This window comes from Bacillus hominis (genome assembly GCF_030348325.1).
Classification (GTDB): domain Bacteria; phylum Bacillota; class Bacilli; order Bacillales; family Bacillaceae_G; genus Bacillus_A; species Bacillus_A hominis.
On the sequence record NZ_JAUCFS010000003.1, the window covers coordinates 18,987 to 38,529 of the forward strand.

General features: G+C 30.3%; 19 protein-coding genes and 5 pseudogenes. 15 read left to right on the forward strand and 9 right to left on the reverse strand.

Annotation, left to right across the window (positions count from 1 at the left end; genetic code table 11):
- Positions 1-13 precede the first annotated feature (13 nt).
- From QUF93_RS00490 to QUF93_RS00515, 6 genes and pseudogenes are all read right to left on the reverse strand, one after another.
- Positions 14-403, reverse strand: coding sequence for a DUF3221 domain-containing protein (locus QUF93_RS00490; RefSeq protein WP_289361046.1), 390 nt, complete (start codon positions 401-403; stop codon positions 14-16).
- A gap of 293 nt (positions 404-696) precedes the next feature.
- Positions 697-1,341 (reverse strand): putative bacteriocin export ABC transporter, encoded by a 645-nt coding sequence (locus QUF93_RS00495; protein ID WP_289361047.1) that lies wholly within the window; start codon positions 1,339-1,341, stop codon positions 697-699.
- A 4-nt stretch (positions 1,342-1,345) separates the two neighbouring features.
- Positions 1,346-3,514, reverse strand: coding sequence for a DUF1430 domain-containing protein (locus QUF93_RS00500; protein WP_289361048.1), 2,169 nt, complete (start codon positions 3,512-3,514; stop codon positions 1,346-1,348).
- A 32-nt stretch (positions 3,515-3,546) separates the two neighbouring features.
- Positions 3,547-3,975 carry a hypothetical protein gene (locus tag QUF93_RS00505; protein WP_289361049.1) on the reverse strand — a complete coding sequence of 143 codons (429 nt, stop codon included), beginning with the start codon at positions 3,973-3,975 and terminating at the stop codon, positions 3,547-3,549.
- 279 nt (positions 3,976-4,254) lie between these two features.
- Positions 4,255-4,398 (reverse strand): hypothetical protein, encoded by a 144-nt coding sequence (locus QUF93_RS00510; protein ID WP_221784302.1) that lies wholly within the window; start codon positions 4,396-4,398, stop codon positions 4,255-4,257.
- Positions 4,399-4,518: 120 nt separating this feature from the next.
- Positions 4,519-4,995: pseudogene (locus QUF93_RS00515) on the reverse strand (DUF3967 domain-containing protein).
- Positions 4,996-5,897: 902 nt separating this feature from the next.
- Between QUF93_RS00515 and QUF93_RS00520 the strand changes: the two are divergent.
- The 4 genes and pseudogenes from QUF93_RS00520 to QUF93_RS00535 form a co-directional block, all read left to right on the forward strand.
- Positions 5,898-6,011: pseudogene (locus QUF93_RS00520) on the forward strand (aminoglycoside phosphotransferase); the annotation flags it as partial.
- 96 nt (positions 6,012-6,107) lie between these two features.
- Positions 6,108-6,763, forward strand: a pseudogene (locus QUF93_RS00525) (SMI1/KNR4 family protein).
- Between the two features lie 327 nt (positions 6,764-7,090).
- Complete coding sequence (locus QUF93_RS00530) at positions 7,091-7,288, forward strand: hypothetical protein (protein WP_048376245.1); 198 nt, start codon at positions 7,091-7,093, stop codon at positions 7,286-7,288.
- Between the two features lie 142 nt (positions 7,289-7,430).
- Positions 7,431-7,628 carry a hypothetical protein gene (locus tag QUF93_RS00535; protein WP_289375100.1) on the forward strand — a complete coding sequence of 66 codons (198 nt, stop codon included), beginning with the start codon at positions 7,431-7,433 and terminating at the stop codon, positions 7,626-7,628.
- 597 nt (positions 7,629-8,225) lie between these two features.
- Here the strand turns inward: QUF93_RS00535 and QUF93_RS00540 are convergent.
- Together QUF93_RS00540 and QUF93_RS28955 are read right to left on the reverse strand one after the other, a co-directional pair.
- Complete coding sequence (locus QUF93_RS00540) at positions 8,226-8,600, reverse strand: hypothetical protein (protein WP_289361051.1); 375 nt, start codon at positions 8,598-8,600, stop codon at positions 8,226-8,228.
- Between the two features lie 48 nt (positions 8,601-8,648).
- Positions 8,649-8,759 (reverse strand): annotated as a pseudogene (locus QUF93_RS28955) (YolD-like family protein); the annotation flags it as partial.
- Between QUF93_RS28955 and QUF93_RS00545 the strand changes: the two are divergent.
- From QUF93_RS00545 to QUF93_RS00570, 6 genes and pseudogenes are all read left to right on the forward strand, one after another.
- Positions 8,741-8,914: pseudogene (locus QUF93_RS00545) on the forward strand (DUF6262 family protein); the annotation flags it as partial. The pseudogenes QUF93_RS28955 and QUF93_RS00545 overlap by 19 nt on opposite strands.
- A 329-nt stretch (positions 8,915-9,243) precedes the next feature.
- A complete protein-coding gene (locus QUF93_RS00550) occupies positions 9,244-10,011 on the forward strand; it encodes an ABC transporter ATP-binding protein (protein WP_289361052.1) in 768 nt (255 codons plus the stop codon).
- Entirely contained in the window at positions 10,001-11,983 is a 1,983-nt protein-coding gene (locus tag QUF93_RS00555) for an ABC transporter permease (protein WP_289361053.1), read from the forward strand. Before QUF93_RS00550 ends, QUF93_RS00555 begins: the two co-directional genes overlap by 11 nt.
- A 61-nt stretch (positions 11,984-12,044) precedes the next feature.
- On the forward strand, positions 12,045-12,416 hold the full coding sequence (locus QUF93_RS00560; protein ID WP_289361054.1) for a YxeA family protein: 372 nt from the start codon (positions 12,045-12,047) through the stop codon (positions 12,414-12,416).
- A gap of 196 nt (positions 12,417-12,612) precedes the next feature.
- Entirely contained in the window at positions 12,613-13,284 is a 672-nt protein-coding gene (locus QUF93_RS00565; RefSeq protein ID WP_289361055.1) for a response regulator transcription factor, read from the forward strand.
- Positions 13,281-14,297: a sensor histidine kinase gene (locus tag QUF93_RS00570; RefSeq protein WP_289375102.1), complete on the forward strand. Its 1,017-nt coding sequence runs from the start codon at positions 13,281-13,283 to the stop codon at positions 14,295-14,297. The genes QUF93_RS00565 and QUF93_RS00570 overlap by 4 nt, the downstream gene beginning before the upstream one ends.
- A 266-nt stretch (positions 14,298-14,563) precedes the next feature.
- Here the strand turns inward: QUF93_RS00570 and QUF93_RS00575 are convergent, their stop codons facing one another.
- Entirely contained in the window at positions 14,564-15,238 is a 675-nt protein-coding gene (locus QUF93_RS00575; protein ID WP_289361224.1) for a recombinase family protein, read from the reverse strand.
- 249 nt (positions 15,239-15,487) lie between these two features.
- Between QUF93_RS00575 and QUF93_RS00580 the strand changes: the two genes are divergently transcribed.
- From QUF93_RS00580 to QUF93_RS00600, 5 genes are all read left to right on the forward strand, one after another.
- Complete coding sequence (locus tag QUF93_RS00580) at positions 15,488-15,808, forward strand: ArsR/SmtB family transcription factor (protein ID WP_002202396.1); 321 nt, start codon at positions 15,488-15,490, stop codon at positions 15,806-15,808.
- A gap of 182 nt (positions 15,809-15,990) precedes the next feature.
- A complete protein-coding gene (locus tag QUF93_RS00585; protein WP_289361057.1) occupies positions 15,991-17,376 on the forward strand; it encodes an FAD-dependent oxidoreductase in 1,386 nt (461 codons plus the stop codon).
- 79 nt (positions 17,377-17,455) lie between these two features.
- Positions 17,456-17,659, forward strand: coding sequence for a hypothetical protein (locus QUF93_RS00590; protein ID WP_289361058.1), 204 nt, complete (start codon positions 17,456-17,458; stop codon positions 17,657-17,659).
- A 219-nt stretch (positions 17,660-17,878) separates the two neighbouring features.
- Complete coding sequence (locus tag QUF93_RS00595) at positions 17,879-18,937, forward strand: flavin-containing monooxygenase (protein WP_289375104.1); 1,059 nt, start codon at positions 17,879-17,881, stop codon at positions 18,935-18,937.
- Between the two features lie 31 nt (positions 18,938-18,968).
- Entirely contained in the window at positions 18,969-19,463 is a 495-nt protein-coding gene (locus tag QUF93_RS00600; RefSeq protein WP_289361060.1) for an arsinothricin resistance N-acetyltransferase ArsN1 family A, read from the forward strand.
- Positions 19,464-19,543 lie beyond the last annotated feature (80 nt).

Genomic DNA, 19,543 nt, shown 5'->3' on the forward strand with positions numbered 1-19,543 from the left:
AATTAAAAATTTATCAATTTTTTACCTGTTCATATTTTTCTATTATTAACTTTTGAGGATATGACTCTATTACCTGTTTTATCCATATTTTTATCTTATCTCCACTTTCAATATCTTGTAATAAATTAGGATTGTGAGAAGTTAATATAGAATCAGATGGGTGCTGTTTGTCTTTAATTTTATCAAGAATTTTCTGGTAATTTATATTATCCTCATTTTGAATGAAATAAATTTTATTGTTTTTGAATATAACATACCCTTCTTTAATAGATGACGTTTCATTTGTAGGGTTTACAGTAGAATTTAAAGAAATCTCTTTTACTTGTTTTTTTATAATAAGCAAAGCCATACAGGTAATGAATAGCAATATAACTATTACAACAATCATCTTATTGTTTTTCATATTAACCTCCTATATATCTTAGTACATTATAAAATAGCACAATTTAATAGCAAAAAAATAAATGTAACCTTACTTTAAATAAAATTACATCCAAAAATCATTTTCATATGTTCACTCGGAATAAAATTTGATTTAAAAAATCCCACCTCATTTGATAAAAAACAAAAGGAATCCATTTAAAAAAGATTGATCAAAATGGATTCCTAGTTTATAAAGAATTATATATTTTTTATAAAAAACTTAATCAAAACCCACCTAGAATTTTTTACTTGATGGAATAATACATCATAAATTCATCTCAAATTAATTATCCTAGAAAATAAATTTTGTAATTCTGTATCATGAGTTACTACAATAATTGTTTTACCTTCACTATGTAATTTCTTTAATAACATAACAACATGATCTCGATTTTCTTTATCAAGAGCACCTGTTGGTTCATCAGCTAAAATAATATCACATTTTTTCAATATAACCCTAGCAATTGCAAGACGTTGCTGTTCACCACCACTTAACGTATATACTTTTGTTTTTAAAGAACAGGATAAACCTACTTTATCAAGAGCTTCTTTCATCAGCTCCTGTTTCTTTTGTTTCTTTAACTTTTGAAAATGAAGAGCCACTTCTAAATTTGAACCCACAGTTTCATTGTCCATTAAAGCATAATTTTGAAAAATATAACCAAATGTATTTCTAAATAACATCTTTTTATTTCTATATGGATTATTATTTCCTTGTACTATAACCTTTCCGTTATCTGTTTTTTCAAGTAAACCAATAATATTAAGCAAAGTTGATTTACCTGTGCCACTATTACCGATAATCCCTATAAATTCATTGTTAAAAACTTTAAGACTAAAATCTTTTAGTATAAATCGATCACCATATAATTTATTTACCTTATCAAGTTCAATTTCTACTTCTTTATTTTCATTCATGTCATCATCCCTCTTTTATAATCCTTAACATTTTTTTTCCTTCGTTTCGTTTTAAAACTAGATAGGTAATAATATTTTCTAACACAAATAAAATAAAAGTAAAAAATCCAAATAAATAGTTCTCTATTATTAAAGAACAAATAATAATCAATAACCAAATAACATTTGTAAACAACAAATACAATTTGTGCTTATCGAAATAAGAATATCCGTTAATTGTTTGAACTACATGCTTATATTTATATTGTTCTAAGTAATTCATCGTTGTAAAAAAGCTGACTAATAAATAAACAAGCGAAATTATTAGAAGAGCGAATATATATTTATACATAATCTTTAAATTTTCTTGAATATAGGTATCAGTAACATCGTAGGCATTATAAAGCACAGGATAAAAATTTTGTAAGCCCAATTCATTAATTATATTTTTAATACTATTATAAGGTACCTTTTTATCCGTCAATTTTATAAAATAACCGTCACTTCCAACAGCTGTATCATACCATGCTCCTTCATTCCCATTTTTATTTGTTAACACAATCCCGATACCATCATAAATACGATTATTTGTATCTTTCGCATTTTCAGTAGAAAAAGTAAAATAATATTGATTATTTTTTACCCAAACAATATGTATTTGCTTATTTTCTTCTAATATTTGTTTCTCTCCTATAGCTTTTAAAAAACTATTTTTCACTTCATATTTTTGAAAATAATATATATCATCTAAATACTGTTTTAGCTCTTTTTCTTCACTTTTATATTTTTCAGGGACTAAAACTGTTAATTCTTCACTATTCTCATCAATTTGAACTAATTTATTATCAATTGTTTTTATTCCATTTAATTTTAAATAATTATTGTTTATCATAATTGTATTTTCACTATACATTGAAGATCCGGGAACAGATACTCCATGTTGTTTTGCTTTGTAATCATCAGAAACTTTTATTAAAATAGCCCCTCGATCATTTGTATATTTAAATAGTTTATATTGTTTATCAAACATTTCTAAAACAGCTCGTGGATTATTTCCATTTGGACCAAGAGCTTTAGTAGGCATTATTCCATATGTTTTTATTTTTTCCCATTGATTCATGTTTACCTGAGAATATCTATACAAATCAGATAAAGAAATACAAGAAACAAAAAGTAAATATAACATAATTATAGAGAAAACCGTTTTTGTTAAAAAATTTACAAATTGTATCTGTTTTAATGGTTTCATATTTTTTATACTTGAAGAAATAGATATTTTCTTTACCCGTATAAAAGGATAAGACATAACAAAACATAAAATTATTCCAGCTATTAACTGATACTGGAAATATGTAATTATTAATTTTAACCAATATGAAGTAAATATCAAATCCCCTGCTTTTACAATTGCCACTACAACAGTAGAAGAAAGAACAGCCAAGAAATACAAAATAAATACCTCATAAAAATATTTCTTCCAAATATCAAAAGTTCCATATCCATTTAATAATCGAATCGCGGAATTTTTATATTCTAAAAAATAATAATACACAGTTGTTAATACGGATAAAACAAATAATATAATGATAGGAACTATTTTTAACCAAAATAAACCAATAGGCGACTGAACTTCGTAATCGGAATAATCTATAGTTATCCCTAATTTTCTTTCTATAACATCTATAAACGGTTCTATATGATTTTTATTTTTTAAAGATACAATATATTTTCCTGATGATGGTTTATTATCTTTGAACAATTCTTTTAATGGTTTAATAGTAAAATTTACTTCCTTCTTATAAGAGAATAATTTTCCTGTTGTTAACTTATTCTCTGAAGTAGAAAGATTAAAATCATCAACTTTAGTATCCTTAGGAAAATATCCATTTAATAAAATAAAATTCGAAAAATAAGAATTTACATTATGTGTTAAATAAACATACTCTACTGAAGATTCATCAGAATAAAAGGGTTTGTATATATTAGCTTTGTAACGATTAGATGCATCATACAATATTGATAAAAACTTTTCTTCTTCAATATCTAAAACTTTTGGGTTCATAGTGAATACAAAACTAGTCTCTTTTCCTGATTGCTTCATTGATTTCTCCTGATCAGTAGAAATCAAATCAACAAATACAAAAAAAGAGAGTAAAGAAATCACTAGATACAAACTAAATAGGATTTTTTTCATATACTCTCTCTTTCTATTAAATAATATTATTTTTATTGCATAATATCATAATAAGATCTATACGTATTTAAAGTCCAAAAATAATCTGTAATAGAATTGGCAGGAACACCTCTACTCTTCCACTCAGTTTTCCAATAGTCATCATTTGCCATAGCTGTTGATCTATGTACCCAATCATTTGTATTAAAATTAGAAAACTGGGCTTGTTTTAGTTGCCAATTTAATTTTTGACCGTATGTCCAAACACCACCAGCCACATTTTGTGACATATTATATTGTGGTTTATCCTCTTTAGTAATAGGTTTCAAATTATCCGAAGCACTAGTATATCCATATTCAGTTGAAATAACTTTTGATTCAGATGACTGAACTGGTAATTCATTTTCTGCTGCAAAACTACTTACAGGTACAGCTAGAACAGCTGTACATAAACTTAATGATAAAATCCCTTTTTTAAGCATTAATATTCCTCCTAATATTTGTAATTTACTACCTTTAAAGAATATCAAATATTTGGAAAATATGTAATATATAAATATTTTTATCAATAAAATACAGAATATTTAAAATTTAAAACTAACATAAAAACTAATTAAGTAAAACAATTATAAGGGAATGCTTGTAAACTGATCTATACTGCATTCCCTATTTGTGGTTTTAACTAACAAAAAGTTCCTTAGCGTATAATTTTTATGTTTTGTCGTCAGGATTCTTTATTTAGATCAAACAAATTACAAATATTAATTACTATCATTATTATCCATTAATATTTTCTTTAATTCATTTTTCACTTTGATTTTTTCTGATTCAGTAACTTCTAAATAATCTACAGATACTTCTTGATCATCAATTACTAAATTTAATAATTCATAAATGTCTTTCAATGATTATTACCCCCTAATAAAATTAAATTAATTATAGCAAGGAAATCCTTATATATTAACCTATACCGCATTCCTTTATTCTATATATGCTATATTTCTATTCTAATGTTTTATTTAAATTTACTTACCAAATAAACGATTCCAGAATGATTTCTTCTGTTCTGCAGATGCTATTAGGCGCTTACTCTCTTGTATTTCTCTTAATACTTGCATTAATTGACTATCTCTTTGTTCTTCCCTTATTATTCTTTGCGCATCAGTCTCTTGTAAAATTTTACTCTACTGACCCTATCTTTGAATTAACTCTACATTAAGTTGTTCTAATCGTTCTATACGTTCCGTTAATACCTTTATGTGTTCTGTATCCGCTACACGATCTATAGCAATAGTTGCTATCTCATTTCCTTCAACACTTATCATTGCTAGATTTATAGCCTGTTCTAGCGTTACGTTCTTTTTGTTCATAGCTGTTACTAGTCGTTCTATAGTTGCTACGTCTTTATGATAAAAAATTCTAGAATTATTATTGCCGCGCTCAAAAGGATACCCGGCTTCCTCCAGGGTAAGGTAATATTTACGCAAAGTACTTGATCCAATCCCTAAGTTCTTAGCTACCTCAGATCCCCAATAAGTTTGAGCCGTGTTTTGTCCTCCCTCTGTTTCGAAAGAGGACTATCTGACAGGGACTGAAAAAAGTCAGGCATACCTACATTCCCTTGGTTTTCAATTTGTCCAAACGATCCCAGTTGAAGAAATTCCCCTCAATCCCCACTATACAATGGTGAAAACGAAGGGTACGATGCGCCTTGAAAAAATCCCGGGTCAGCCAATAGATCTGATCCATGATACAGTTTACATCTTGTACATTAAGGATGAGAAACCCAAGATGGTCTTTACACTTTCTCACGAGGACCCCATGAAAATGGCAAAAAATCAGCATGGTATATCCTACGATGGTCAAAGTTCATGGGATGATACGCTGTAAATTTGGGAACTGAACAAGCTGAATCTACAAGATGAAATAGATGCTTGATTTGCTTGATGTATTCTCTGTTCTGTTCATCAGCTATACACTCAACCCACATAGCAGGTTTGTCTTTGTCTGCCAAGAAGTTTCACGTCACCCAATGACTCATAAACACATTATGTGAACGAAAAGTCCCTTCAGAAGAACCGAAGGGACTTTTTCTAGGTTTCTAGATAGATTGACTGCTGATAAGTGGGGTTATGTTAACTATCGACTTAAAACAAAGTCATACTGTTGTCGATTTGAAATAAAGTCACGATGTTTCTAAAAAAGATACGATGTTTATAATAAAGTCGCGACGTTTTAAAGAATGTTGCGATGTTCTAAAGTTTGTTTAGATCCTGTTTTACAGGATCTTTTTTATTTAACTAAAGGGGCAGTTTAATAGCAAAAGGATTTTACAATAATTACATCGAATTTATTAGGTAAAGTATAGGGCATTATTGTAGTTTATTTTAAGGAGAGAAAATAAATTACAATAGCTATAGGGAATACAGCAAAGATATATCTTTGTGATAATAAAATTGTGAAAGTGTTTAAAAAACATTTTCCAAATACAGAATCTTTATATGAGGCAAAGAAAAAATAACAATATCATTTATTAATATTCTTGCCTTAGGTTTTTAGTAAAAAAACAGATAAAAAAGAATAAATATAAAGTATGAATAGGGATGTAGTAAAAATGACAATGATAAAATTTAATTCTTATCAACAAAAAGTAGAAATTAAGAGGAATTTAGAACTTATTAACTTAGAACATGAAAAAATTAGAGAATATGTAAATTTTGATATATTTTCTTTTGAACAATTAGAAGAATTTCAAGTAGGATATAGCATTGACACCGATGGAAACTCCCTTGTAACCGATGAGGAAGATACTTGGGATGCAAATTGGATTGTTATTGCATATGAAACTATGTGTGGAGATCCAATTATTATTGATTTAAATGAGGATGGATACCCTATATCTTCATTAATGCACGGAATGGACAGTTGGGGTGTTGGCGGTTTCCTTGCAGATTCTATGGACTCATTTATCAATTTTATAAAAGATATAGGTAATTTTCTTACTGAGAAACAAGTGTTAGAAGGAAAAAGAATTATACAAAGTAGAGAATTAAAAACATTGCTAAATAAGTTTTTGGAAAAAAATAAATTTGCAGATTTTGAAATATGGCACTCTTTATTGAGTCCATTATTTGATATTGCAGAAGAATACGAGCAAACATTGGAGACAAAAGTAAAAAAGATGAAGAAAGAAGGAAAAAAATAACAGAAATTGCTCACCTGCTTAATATAAAACCTAAAGAAGTGTATGAGTATATTAAGAAAGTTTAATAGAAACTATTCACTTTTTAGAGAATAATCGGGCGCGATTATGGAGCAATACAGGCAGAAAATGATCAAACTTTTTTATAAAGCCAAAACAAAAATCTGCTAAAGAAGAATCCATTTTGATCAATCTCTTTTCAAAATGGATTTTTTTTATTTATCGTAAAACTTGGGATTGTGAAGTATTTTTGATTAAACTTTATTTCAAAGCTACAACTGTTTATACAAAAATGGAATGAAATAATTTAATCACGACCTGGAAAATTACCCCTAAAACTAGAAATTACCAATTAAAATTATGATAGAATTTATATATAGGAAAGGTGGGAGATTATGAAAAAACGTTCATTATTAGGGAAAATATTACTTTTTTTCGGGCCGATTTTATTTGTTTGGGGACTAATTATGCTTAATGTGATTACAGATATTATACAGTTTGAAAATACAAATAAGGTATTATCATTTAGTGTTCTTATTGCTGGAATAGCTTGTTTCATTGCGTCTAACTTTTTTAAAGAGCGTAAAGTATAAAATATTTTATGTATATAAAAATTAGACTTCTATATTAGTTTTAATCAAACTTTTTTACAAACCAAGATTAACTGATGTAGGTAATTTATTTAAATACTACGATATATTGTAATTCGATTATGAAGTTAAAAGGGGTTTGGGTATGGAAGATGTATATGGAGGACTAAAATATTTTGGTTTGTTACTTGTATTAGTATTTGGTGTGGGATTTATTATACGTTGGATTTTTCGTGATGTAATTTCGTTAGATCAATTACTTGGTTTAAGTATAGGAATTAGTACGTTAATAATGGCGTTTTTTATAAAGAAATTCAGGAAGGAGCTAAATACTAATAGTTAATTTATGCTTTCTTTGGATGAGTATCTCAATAGTGATGAGATACTCATCTTTTTTTATGAGGGATTAAACTCCTTTGTTATGCCGTTTCGAATGTATACTTTTGTTATGTGTTTTGAGGATATCAGGGGTTTTGTTGTGAAGTCAATGTTTATGGGAATTTGAATATAAACTAATATCTATTAGTTTATATTGGAACTTACAATTGAAATCCAACATACAATGCTATGAGCATTTACAATATAGTTTTGGTCAAAACCACAGCGATTGCTGTGGTTTTTCTTATTGATGAAACTGAAAGTAAACTAATATGTAAAAGTTTACTTTCGAATTTTGAGATAAATTTATATTAAGATGTACGCAAAAAAAACCTATTAAGGGGATAAAAGATAATCTTGCCGATTATCGAATTGTTTTAAAAACTTCTAATTCCTTGTAGGGTCCTTATAATTAATTGGATCATCTTCAGAATTTGCATATGCATTTATGCACTCGGAAAAATGCTAAATATCATTTTCTATTTTAAACTCTTGTACGCAAATTAATTTGAACAAACTTTATTCTAAAACAACAAAAGAAGCAAAAAAATATTACTCCTTTTCATTTGAATTCCACATGAAATTTAGTATCAATTATTCCAAAAGCAACTTTACAGGGGAATGGATTTTCCCCTGTTGAAGCAGTACGCATACAAGAAAGTACCCAATATTCAAGTTCTAAAGGTAAGCGGTATAATTGAATGCTACCATCATTGTTTTTTACTGAAACAATCGGTGTATTTATCCTAGTAGTAGCGAAACCGTCCGTTGTGATCATTGCTACTGCATCATTATTATGGAAACCAGCGCTTAAAACCTCGTAAATCATTCCATCTTTTTCATTAATAATCATAGGTATATTTAAATAGGGATAGTTATTTATATCATTATGAATAACTGTTCTTGCTGTATTCTTTCTAGTCTGATTCCCTTGCATTTTATACACTCCTTTATAACAATTCAAACCTGATCACTTAAATCTATTCTATTTTACGTCTATTATATTAGAAAATCGAAGTGTCATCTTATTGTAAAAAGCATCGGTACATATGACAGCGCTATTTTGCTGGTCAATACCAACAACAGGCACAAACGTCTACACGGAAACAGATAAAACGTGAGATAAGTGATAGAAACAAAGACGTAATTATTGAATCGTTGAAGCGAAGAATCAAGAAAGTTGAAGAAGAAAACAAACAATTACGGAATCAACTAAAAGTGGCATATGCAGACGTATATAAACAGATATAAGTGGATATAAAAAAATAGAAAGATGTAATTTTATCGCACACACTTAAATTTTTTGAAAAGCAATAAAGAAAGACCGTCAATACAATAGAGCCAATGCCCAAAATATTAACTCAAATACAGTTTCTACTTAGGAACTGTGCCTAAAACAAAATTCTCTTTCATTATTTTTCCCTCGGCTTATTCATGAGTCGAGGGTTTCTTTTGTGAAACATTACGAAAATGTAATGTTAATGTAATGTAGTTCCATCGATACTACAAATATAACCGGATAAAATTAGTTGCATAAGACGAAGCCCAAAAAAGGAGCGTTACCAAAAGGAGTGCTACAAATGAAAAGCATATTAAGTGTTGAAAAAATTGAAAAGTATTATGGAAATAAAGATAACGTAACAAAGGCGATTGATAATATTAGCTTTAAAGTAGATGAAGGGGAATTCGTTGGAATCATGGGACCTTCAGGAAGTGGTAAAACGACGCTTCTTAACTGTATATCAACTATTGATAATGTTACTATAGGAAAAATAATCATCAATAATAGTGACATCACTAGGTTAAAGTCAAAAGCATTAGATAAATTTAGACGAAATGAGTTAGGCTTTATATTTCAGGATTTTAACCTATTAGATACTCTTACAGCATATGAAAATATTGCTTTAGCGTTAACAATTAAAGGTGAAAAAATTTCAGAAATAGATGGGAAAATAAAAGCAGTAGCAAAGTATTTAGAGATTGAAGAAGTTTTAAACAAATATCCTTATCAGATGTCAGGTGGACAAAAACAAAGGGTTGCGTCAGCAAGAGCAATCGTGACAGATCCATCCTTAGTCCTTGCGGATGAACCAACCGGAGCATTGGATTCTAAATCATCTAGATTATTACTGGAAAGATTTGAGAGTCTAAATAAAGATTTAAAGACAACAATTCTTATGGTTACGCATGATGCCTTTACAGCTAGCTATGCTCGTAGAATCCTTTTTATTAAAGATGGGAAAATCTTTAATGAGTTAGTAAGAGGAAATGATTCTCGAAAAGAATTCTTTAATAAAATTATCGAGGTGATCACACTACTTGGAGGTGATGATAATAATGTACTCTAAGATTGCCGTAAGTAATGTAAAGAAGAGTTTTAAGGATTATGCTATATATTTCTTAACACTAACATTAGCTGTTTGTATATTTTATAGCTTTAATTCAATAGAGTCACAAAAGGCGCTTACTGAACTGAAGTATACAGGTTCATCATATATAAAAACGTTAACTAGTGCATTGGCTGGTATATCAGTATTTGTATCCATCATATTAGGAAGTCTTATATTATATGCGAGTAATTTTTTAATAAAGAAACGTAAAAAAGAATTAGGAATTTATATGACCTTAGGTATGGGAAAAAGAAGAATATCTAGCATATTAGTAACAGAGACCATAATAGTTGGAGTTATATCTTTAATTAGCGGACTTATACTAGGGATTGCAGCATCGCAAGCCTTATCTGGCTTGACTTTAAAGCTATTCGATTTACCAATGAATGAATATAAATTTGCAGTTTCGATAGGTGCTATAGGTAAGACAATATTGTACTTTGGTATCATGTTCTTACTTGTTATAATCTTTAATGTATTTGTTATTTCTAAATACAAGATCATTGATTTGTTAACAGCAAGTAAGAAAAATGAAGAGGTAAAGTTTAAAAATCCTATTATATATCTAATAGTATTTGTTTTATGCGTAATCTCACTTGGCTATGCATATAAAACAATCCTGAAGATAGGCTTCAATATAGATGATCCTATGCTCCTGCTAACAATAATCCTTGGAATTTTAGGTACAGTATTATTTTTCTTTAGTTTATCTGGATTCATCTTGTATATAGTAAAGAAAAATAAAAAGGTATATTTAAAAGAGCTAAATATTTTTATAATTAAACAAATAAATAGTAAGGTGAATACGAATTTTTTATCCATGTCTCTCATTTGTTTAATGTTATTTCTTACAATAGGGATATTGTCTACTGGAATAAGTTTTAAACAAGCTACTGAAGAAGGACTTAAACAAGTAACGCCTTTTGATGCTAGTGTAAGGTTGTACAATGATGGTCAAAATAACCACGAAGATACGTTAAATAAGATTAAATCTAAAATAAGTAAAAATGAAAAATATATAGTTTACAATGAATATGATGCAGCGTTAAGCGTAGGAGAATTGTTGAAATCTCGAGATAAAAAGCTTCAACCATTTAACGTAAGCTTTGTTAAGGTATCTGATTATAATAAAATTCTCCAATTAAAGGGTGAAAAAGAAATAAATTTAAATAAGGATGAGGTTTTAATCTCATCAGATAAAAGTCCAATAGTTCAACCATTTAATAAAAAATTGAAAGACAGTAATAAACTTAATATTAAAGGAAAAGAATACTTGGTAAAAAACACTAAAGTTATAGAAGAAAATCTTCATACTACTAGTGGTTTTACGGATAATGTATGTACAATCATTATAAATGATGAATTTTTATCAGGTTATAAGATTCGTATGTCAGTATTTAATGTAAATTATTTAGATAAAAACAGAGAAGAATATAATAAAAAATATGATAAAATCGCCGATGACTTTTTTACGGCTGGATATCGGGATAGAGGTATCCCACTGGGGGTATCAAAGGATCAAACATACTCAGAATCCAAGGCATCCACAGTTATGGTGCTGTATATCGGAATATATATTGGAATCGTGTTCTTAATTACTAGCATGGCTGTATTAGCTCTTCAACAATTATCAGAGGCCAGTGATAGTATAGAAAGATATAAAGCCTTAAAGAGAATAGGTGCAAACGAAAGAATGATTAACAAAACAATTTTTATGCAAACTTGCATATATTTTAGTCTTCCGGTTATTCTTGCATTGATTCACTCAGTGGTGGGAATTAAGATGATGAGTGACATGATAAGTAATGTGTATAAACTAGATATTACTCTTCCAGCGCTAATGACCGCTTTCATACTTATTATAGTGTATGTAGGATATTTCTTTACAACATATATAGGATATAAAAATATTGTTAAGAGTAATTTATAAAGAGATTAATTGTAGACAAGGTTTTAGTAAAATTCAGCAGTAAAACTAATAGAAGTAAAAGGTGATTATTTTGAAAAAAACGCTAATTGTTTTAAGTATTTTAAGTGGACTGTTATTCGCAGCAGTTGGAGGTTGGTACTGTTATAATAAACTGAAGTATGAAAAGTGTTACGTTAAAATAACAGAAAATAGTAAATCAGGAATTGTGAACCCTTCGACTGGATTCGTTGATTATAATCTAATGGCATATGATAAAAACGGAAATGAGGTTCCTGTGAAATTTTGGGCTAAAAAAAAGCTGAAAGTAAATGCATATCTTGCTGTTGATGTATTTAAACCCTTGAATAAAGACTCAAATGATATAAACTCATATAAAGAGGTAACAGCGGAACAATTACCTGAAAAAGTGAAAGCAAAGTTAAATGTTAAATAATAAATAAGCATTCATGTAAAGAGGTATTTACTGAAAAGTAGATACCTCTTTAACATAATCAAGAATTTGACAGGTGAAAATTCCTAATAAAACTAAATATGTACTTTCATATTTAGTAGTTAAATATAGCTGTATATTTATATAAAACATTAGGGATAATATAATGGAAGGTGAAATAGATCGAAGGGGGAATTATATGAAAAAAATTATGATTATTGAAGATGATGAAGTGATTAGAGAAGAATTACAAAACTTTTTACAAAGATATGGATACGATGTAAAAGCTCCTATAGATTATAGTAATATCATGCAGTATGTTGAAAACGAAAATGCAGACCTTATATTGCTAGACATAAATCTTCCTGTGTTCGATGGATATTATATATGTAGAGAAATACGTAAAAATTCAGATGTTCCAATTATAATAGTTACAAGTAGGGACAATGAAGTAGATGAATTAATGAGTATGAACTTAGGGGCAGATGATTTTATTACAAAGCCCTATAATACAGAAATATTATTAGCAAGGATAACGAATATCTTGAAAAGAACCTATGGAAGCCCGAAGGCGAGTAATATGTTAAGTTACATGGGTTTCAATTTAAATCTTTCCAATGCAACCGTTATATATAAAGACCAAGCGATAGAGTTAACGAAAAATGAAGTAAAAATCCTTTCCTATTTAATAAACAATAAGGGGAATATTGTAAAAAGGGAGTTCCTTATGGAACACTTGTGGAAGTCAGATTATTTTGTAGATGACAGTACTCTAACTGTGAATATTACTAGATTACGAAAAAAGCTTGAGGAGATTGGAATCGAAAACCCAATTGAAACAAGAAGGGGATTGGGGTATATCATGCCATGAGTATAGCTGAATTTATTAAAGACAAAGTGGTAGTAATTATATCGAATTTGCTGTTATTTTTTATATTATTAGTTGTGATGGTTATGATGGATTTTCATGCCCTTCTCATATTCTTTGTGTTTTGTATTTGGTTTTTCCCCTTATTTTCGTATATGGCTTTAGAGTGTATACAGGCTAAAGCATATTATGATGAAGTTGACAGCATATTAGAAAGTTTAGATAAGAAATACCTACTTCCAGAAGTAATAAAGGAAGCTCATTTTATCCATGGGGAAAAACTAAACCATATACTGAAGCCGGTAAGTAGAGATATGCATGAGAAAGTGAAATACTACAAAGATATGCAGGCAGATTATAGGGAGTATATAGAAACATGGGTGCATGAGATTAAAACTCCAATTGCTTCTACAAAGCTAATTATTGAAAATAATCAAAATGAATTAACAAATAAAATAGACCTCCAAATCGATAGGATTGAGGGATTTGTAGAACAGGTGTTGTATTATTCCCGAAGTAACAATGTAAGCAAAGACTACATTATCAAACCCATTCATCTAAATGATGCAGTAAGGAATGTCGTGAAAAGAAATTATAGGGATTTCATTCATAAGAAAATCAAACTAGATATAAAAGATATCAACGAAATTGTATATAGTGATGGAAAATGGCTCGAGTTTATGCTCAATCAGATAATAGGGAACGCTGTAAAATATGCAAACAGTGAAACGCCCATGATCAGCATATATTCAGTTAAGAAAGCCAACTCAGTCGTGTTAACTATAGAAGATAATGGAGTAGGGATCGTAGATAAGGATATAAATAGAGTGTTTGAAAAAGGATTTACAGGTGAAAATGGTAGAAGATTTAGTAAAAGTACAGGTATGGGCTTATATCTATGTGAAAAGCTTTGTTCCAAGCTAGGCATAAAAATTACGATTGACTCTAAGGTAAATATAGGAACTAAAGTTACATTTATAATTCCTTTGTCAGATACCATAAACGATTGTTTATGATGCTTTATTTATTTCTACCCAAATAGGGGTACCGCCCCATCGCCATCAAGCTAAGGTTTTGAAGTACCCCCTAAACGAAAATTTTCTTTTTCTACAGGTAGTTAATTTGAGAAGTTAGCTCATTTTTTTCGTTTTTGGGGCGTTTATTTTTCTTAAGTTGATGGGCATGGGGTACCGCCCACATTTTAACGAAAATATACGCTAAGCAAATTTCGACATAAAATGAGCTGAATTTCCTACTCTAAGGAATATTCGGCTCATTTGCTTTATTTAGGTTGTAATTTGTTCTCTTCATATTCTTTTAGTATCTTATAAAAAGTATTTTTCTTAAGTTCTAATAGTTCCATAAATCTAACGCTCGTTATTTCTCTTTTTTTCCACTTTGCATAAGTTCCTTCTATTATAATTAGTTGCTTTTGGCTTAATGCTGAAAGGTTAAATGGAGGACGCCCTAAATGCTTACCTTGAGATTTAGCAACTGCAATACCTTCAGCTTGTCGCTGACGAATCTTTTTCCGTTCTTGATCCGCAACATAGGAAAGCAAAGATAAAAATTGATCTTCCATTAAACGTCCCATATCCCCCATCTCACGGAACTTACGACTATCAAACAGCGTTTCATTTTCTAAAACAACAATATTTGCTTGTAATTCTCTAGTGATGTATTTCCACTCTGCGATTACTTCGTCATAATTACGCCCCATACGATCTAAGGCATCTATGTAAACAATGTCACCTGTATTCAATATTTTTCGTAATAATTGATACTGAGGACGATCAAAATGTCGTCCACTTGCTTTGTCGACAAAAATACGTCGGGCTTCCACCCCTCGTTCCATCATCTTATGTAATTGACGTTGTTCATTTTGATCTTTTGTACTTACACGTATATATCCATAAATATTAGTCAATTTTGGTACTCCCCTTATATTTGTTACTATAATTATATCACTTTCGTTTATAAAGGTATTTATTAAAAATAAACGTTTATAAATTAAATAAATATATCTTTACAAACGTGATTTTTTAACGTTGCATAGACAATACGTAAATGTTTGTCAAGGTATACCTTTACAAACTAAATACTTTTTACAACTAATAAATCAATTTTTTTTGATTTATTAGTTGTAAAAGTAATGAAATGCGTATATATTATAAATATCAAAAAAAATTGATGAAAGGAAATTACCATGAAAGAAATTAAATTGTACACTCAATCAACTACCCAAACCTTTGAAACGTATGAAAAGAAGTTTAAAGCATTGGCAGATCAAAAAAGGTTACACATTTTGTACGAATTGTGTCAGCGTGGAGAAACTTGTGTATGTGATTTAACTGGTGTTCTTGAATTACCACAATCAAAACTTTCATATCATTTAAAACTTTTACTTGATGCGAACCTTATTACGAAAGAAACAAAAGGAACATGGAGTTACTATAACATTAATAAAAAAGAAGTAGACGCACTATTATCTGAGCAATTATGCTGTATATTTCGTCCTATGTCATAATTTTGGTTGGGACGAAAGAGCATTTTAATATAATTTAAATCAATTTTTTTTGATTAATATAGCTTTTGAGAGATGATTAGACCTAATTATTCGTTCCGGTTTTTAAATCAACTTTTTTTGATTAAAATAATTAAATTAAAACTTTACACTTATAAATTTAGAGAAAATAAGGGGGATTTTTTATGAAACCTATTCAACTTTCATTTAAAGTACAAGATTGTTGTGGAACTGACAATCAGACACTAAAAAACAATACTGATGTGCAGAGATTAAAAAAATTACCAGTTGTCATTATTGGGGGAGGTCCTGTAGGTTTAGCGGCAGCTGCACATTTAGCCAAAAATGGTGAATCATTTATCTTATTAGAAGCTGGAGAAAATATAGGATCAAACATTCTTACATGGGGTCATGTGCGACTATTCTCATCTTGGCAATATAACATAGATAAAGCTGCTTTGGATCTCCTTGAACAGCATGGTTGGGAATCACCAGACATAAAAGCATTACCAACAGGAAAAGAAATTGTAGAACAATACTTACAGCCGCTTGCGAACCTTCCAGAAATTAAACCATTTATCCATTTGAATACTAAAGTACTATCTATAGGTAGGAAAGATACAGATAAAATGAAAACAGCGGATCGTGAAAAAATGCCATTCATGATCTATACAGAAAAAGAAGGTGTACTTCAAATTTATGAAGCTAGAGCGGTGTTAGATGCTTCAGGTACGTGGGGAAATCCGAATCCGGCAAATTCTAATGGTATTTGGTTGAAAGAAGAACAATCCCTTAACGAGCATATTTTTTATGGAATTCCAGATATTTTAGGAAAAGAGCAAAAACGATATGCAAATAAGCGAGTAGCCGTTGTTGGAAGTGGTCATTCCGCAATCAATGCTTTATTAGAGTTAGCTACATTAAAAGAATCCAATCCAAAAACTAATATTGTTTGGATCATGAGGAAACAACGTGCGGAAGAAGCCTATGGTGGAGAGGAAAAAGATGCTCTTGAAGCACGTGGTGCCTTAGGTAGCCGTATTCATCAATTAGTTGATGAAGGGAGTGTGGAAGTAATCACACCATATAAAATTCAACACGTAGTTAGAACAAAAGATGGAATGGACATTGTAGGTCATCAAGAAGAACAAGAAATAAAAATTAATGATGTTCATGAGATGATTGTAAATACGGGTAATCATCCTAACTTATCTATAATAAGTGAAATACGTACTTCTATAGATTCTGCTACTGAAAGTGTAGCAACATTAGCACCACTTATTGATCCTAATTTGCATAGCTGTGGTACAGTTCGACCTCATGGTGAAAAAGAACTTCGCCAACCGGAAAAAGACTTCTACATTGTAGGTTCAAAGAGTTATGGTAGGGCACCGACATTTCTAATGGCAACAGGTTATGAACAGGTTAGATCTATCATCGCATATCTTATAGGAGACTATGAATCGGCAGGGAAAGTTGAACTTGATTTGCCCGAGACTGGTGTTTGTAGCGTAAATTTAAGTTCTAACAAGGTAAATGATTCATGTTGTGGAACAGATTCGTGTTCTTAAGAAAAGTACCTGTAAGGAGTAGTAATTTATATTACATCTCCTTACAGAATAATTAAGTTTGAAAGGAGAACACAATGAAATGATTATTAATCATGCAGGTAATTTGAAAAAGAGTTATTTTTTATCCTATATGCGATTAATAATGAATGCCCACCAATGTAACGTTGAAAAAGCAAAAGATTATCTTTTTCAACGTATGTTTGGACTCCAAGTTAATAGTTTAGGAGAGGAAACTTATAAGAACTTCTTTGAAGCTTATCAGGAATTGAAGCAACCTAATTAAATACATTTCAAAAGGGCTTATGCAGCACGGACAATTGATTGACAAGTAAATGAATATTCACATGGAATTTTCTCATATATTAATGAATTTAGAGACTGTCATCGTTTTATCGTTGAGCGCATCGATATCGAATTCAATGTATGCTGTAAGTTCTCAGAGAAATAATTCCTTTTCTTTATTAGTTGCAAAATGCAAATAAAATCAAAAGGTGGAATAAAGATGAAAGAAATATTAGATTCCATTGTAATCGGAGGAGGGCAGGCTGGTCTTGCATCCGGTTATCACCTTCAAAAAAAGGGATTACAATTTTTAATATTAGAAGCGAGTGAACAGACTGCAGGATCTTGGCCTCGCTATTATGATAGTCTGAAATTGTTTTCTCCGGCACGCTTTTCATCGTTACCTGGAATGAAATTCCCAGCGCATCCTGATGATTATCCTACGCGAAATGAAGTAATTGATTACTTGCAAAATTACGCGGAAAAATTCCAACTGCCAGTAATGACAAATCAGCGAGTTGAATCTGTAGAAAGAGAAGATGAAATATTTAAAGTTCAAACAGTCTCTGGAAAGACATTTCTGACTAGAACTATTATAAATGCAACTGGCTCTTTCCACAGTCCGTTTAATCCGATAATAAAGGATCAAGAGAAATTCAAGGGGAATATTATACATTCCGCTATGTATCGGAGTCCGAATCATTATATCAATCAAAGAGTAGTGGTGGTGGGGCGGAGAAATTCAGCTGTCCAAATTGCGCTTGAACTGGCCGATGTAAGTAGAGTATCTTTAGCTGTACGAAAGCCTGTTCAACTCATGAAACAAAAAGTGTGGGGGAAGGATTTACATTTTTGGCTTAAGGTATTAGACATAGATACCTTTCCGTTTTGGAGATTTGGAAAAAACGCACCGAGTTCAGGTGGAGTCATCGATTTAGGTGATTACAAGGAACGATTAGCTAGGGAGAATCCAGATCAAAAGCCTATGTTTACATCTTTTTACACTGATGGTGTAGTTTGGCCGGATGGGAAGAAGGAGCCAATCGATACGGTCATTTTTGCAACGGGCTATCATCCTAATCTCTCTTACTTCAATGCTATTGGAGCACTGGACTCAGAAGGGAAACCTTTACAAATAGCTGGTGTAAGTACAGAAGTCCAAGGGGTGTATTATGTTGGTTTAGAAGGTCAGCGTTCGTTTTCTTCCGCGACATTAAGGGGAGTTGAATCAGATGCTAAATTTGTTGTGAGAAAGCTAATAAGCTACTTAAAAATATGAGGTGAATAAGGGGTATAAGGGAGAGATAAGTGTGGAGATTAGAAAAGCAATTGAACAAGATCTACAAGAAATTATGACTATTTATAATGAGGGTATCGAGGATCGTATTGCGACTTTAGAGACAGAAATAAAAACAGATACATATGTGATGGAATGGCTATTTCAACGAGAAAAAAGATATTCGGTAATTGTCATGGAAGAGAATTCTCATATTGTCGGTTGGGCTTCCATTAATCCATATAGTCATCGATGCGCTTATCGTGGTGTAGGGGAACTATCTATATACATAAAGAGAGAATATCGTGGAAAAGGTTTGGGACAGAAGTTACTTTTAGCTTTAGAAAAGACCGGACAGCAAAATGAATTCTATAAATTTGTTTTGTTTACTTTTTCTTTTAATAATCTAGGTCAAGGCTTATATCGTAAAATGGGTTATCGTGAAGTAGGAGTGTTTGAAAAGCAGGGTGTAATGGATGGGGAACGTGTTGATGTGATGATTATGGAGAAATTATTATCTGTAGAATAAATAACGTTGTATCAGCAGTTTAAAAGGTAAAGGTATTTACACATTAGATGCAATGAATATGTAAATACCTTTAGTATGTA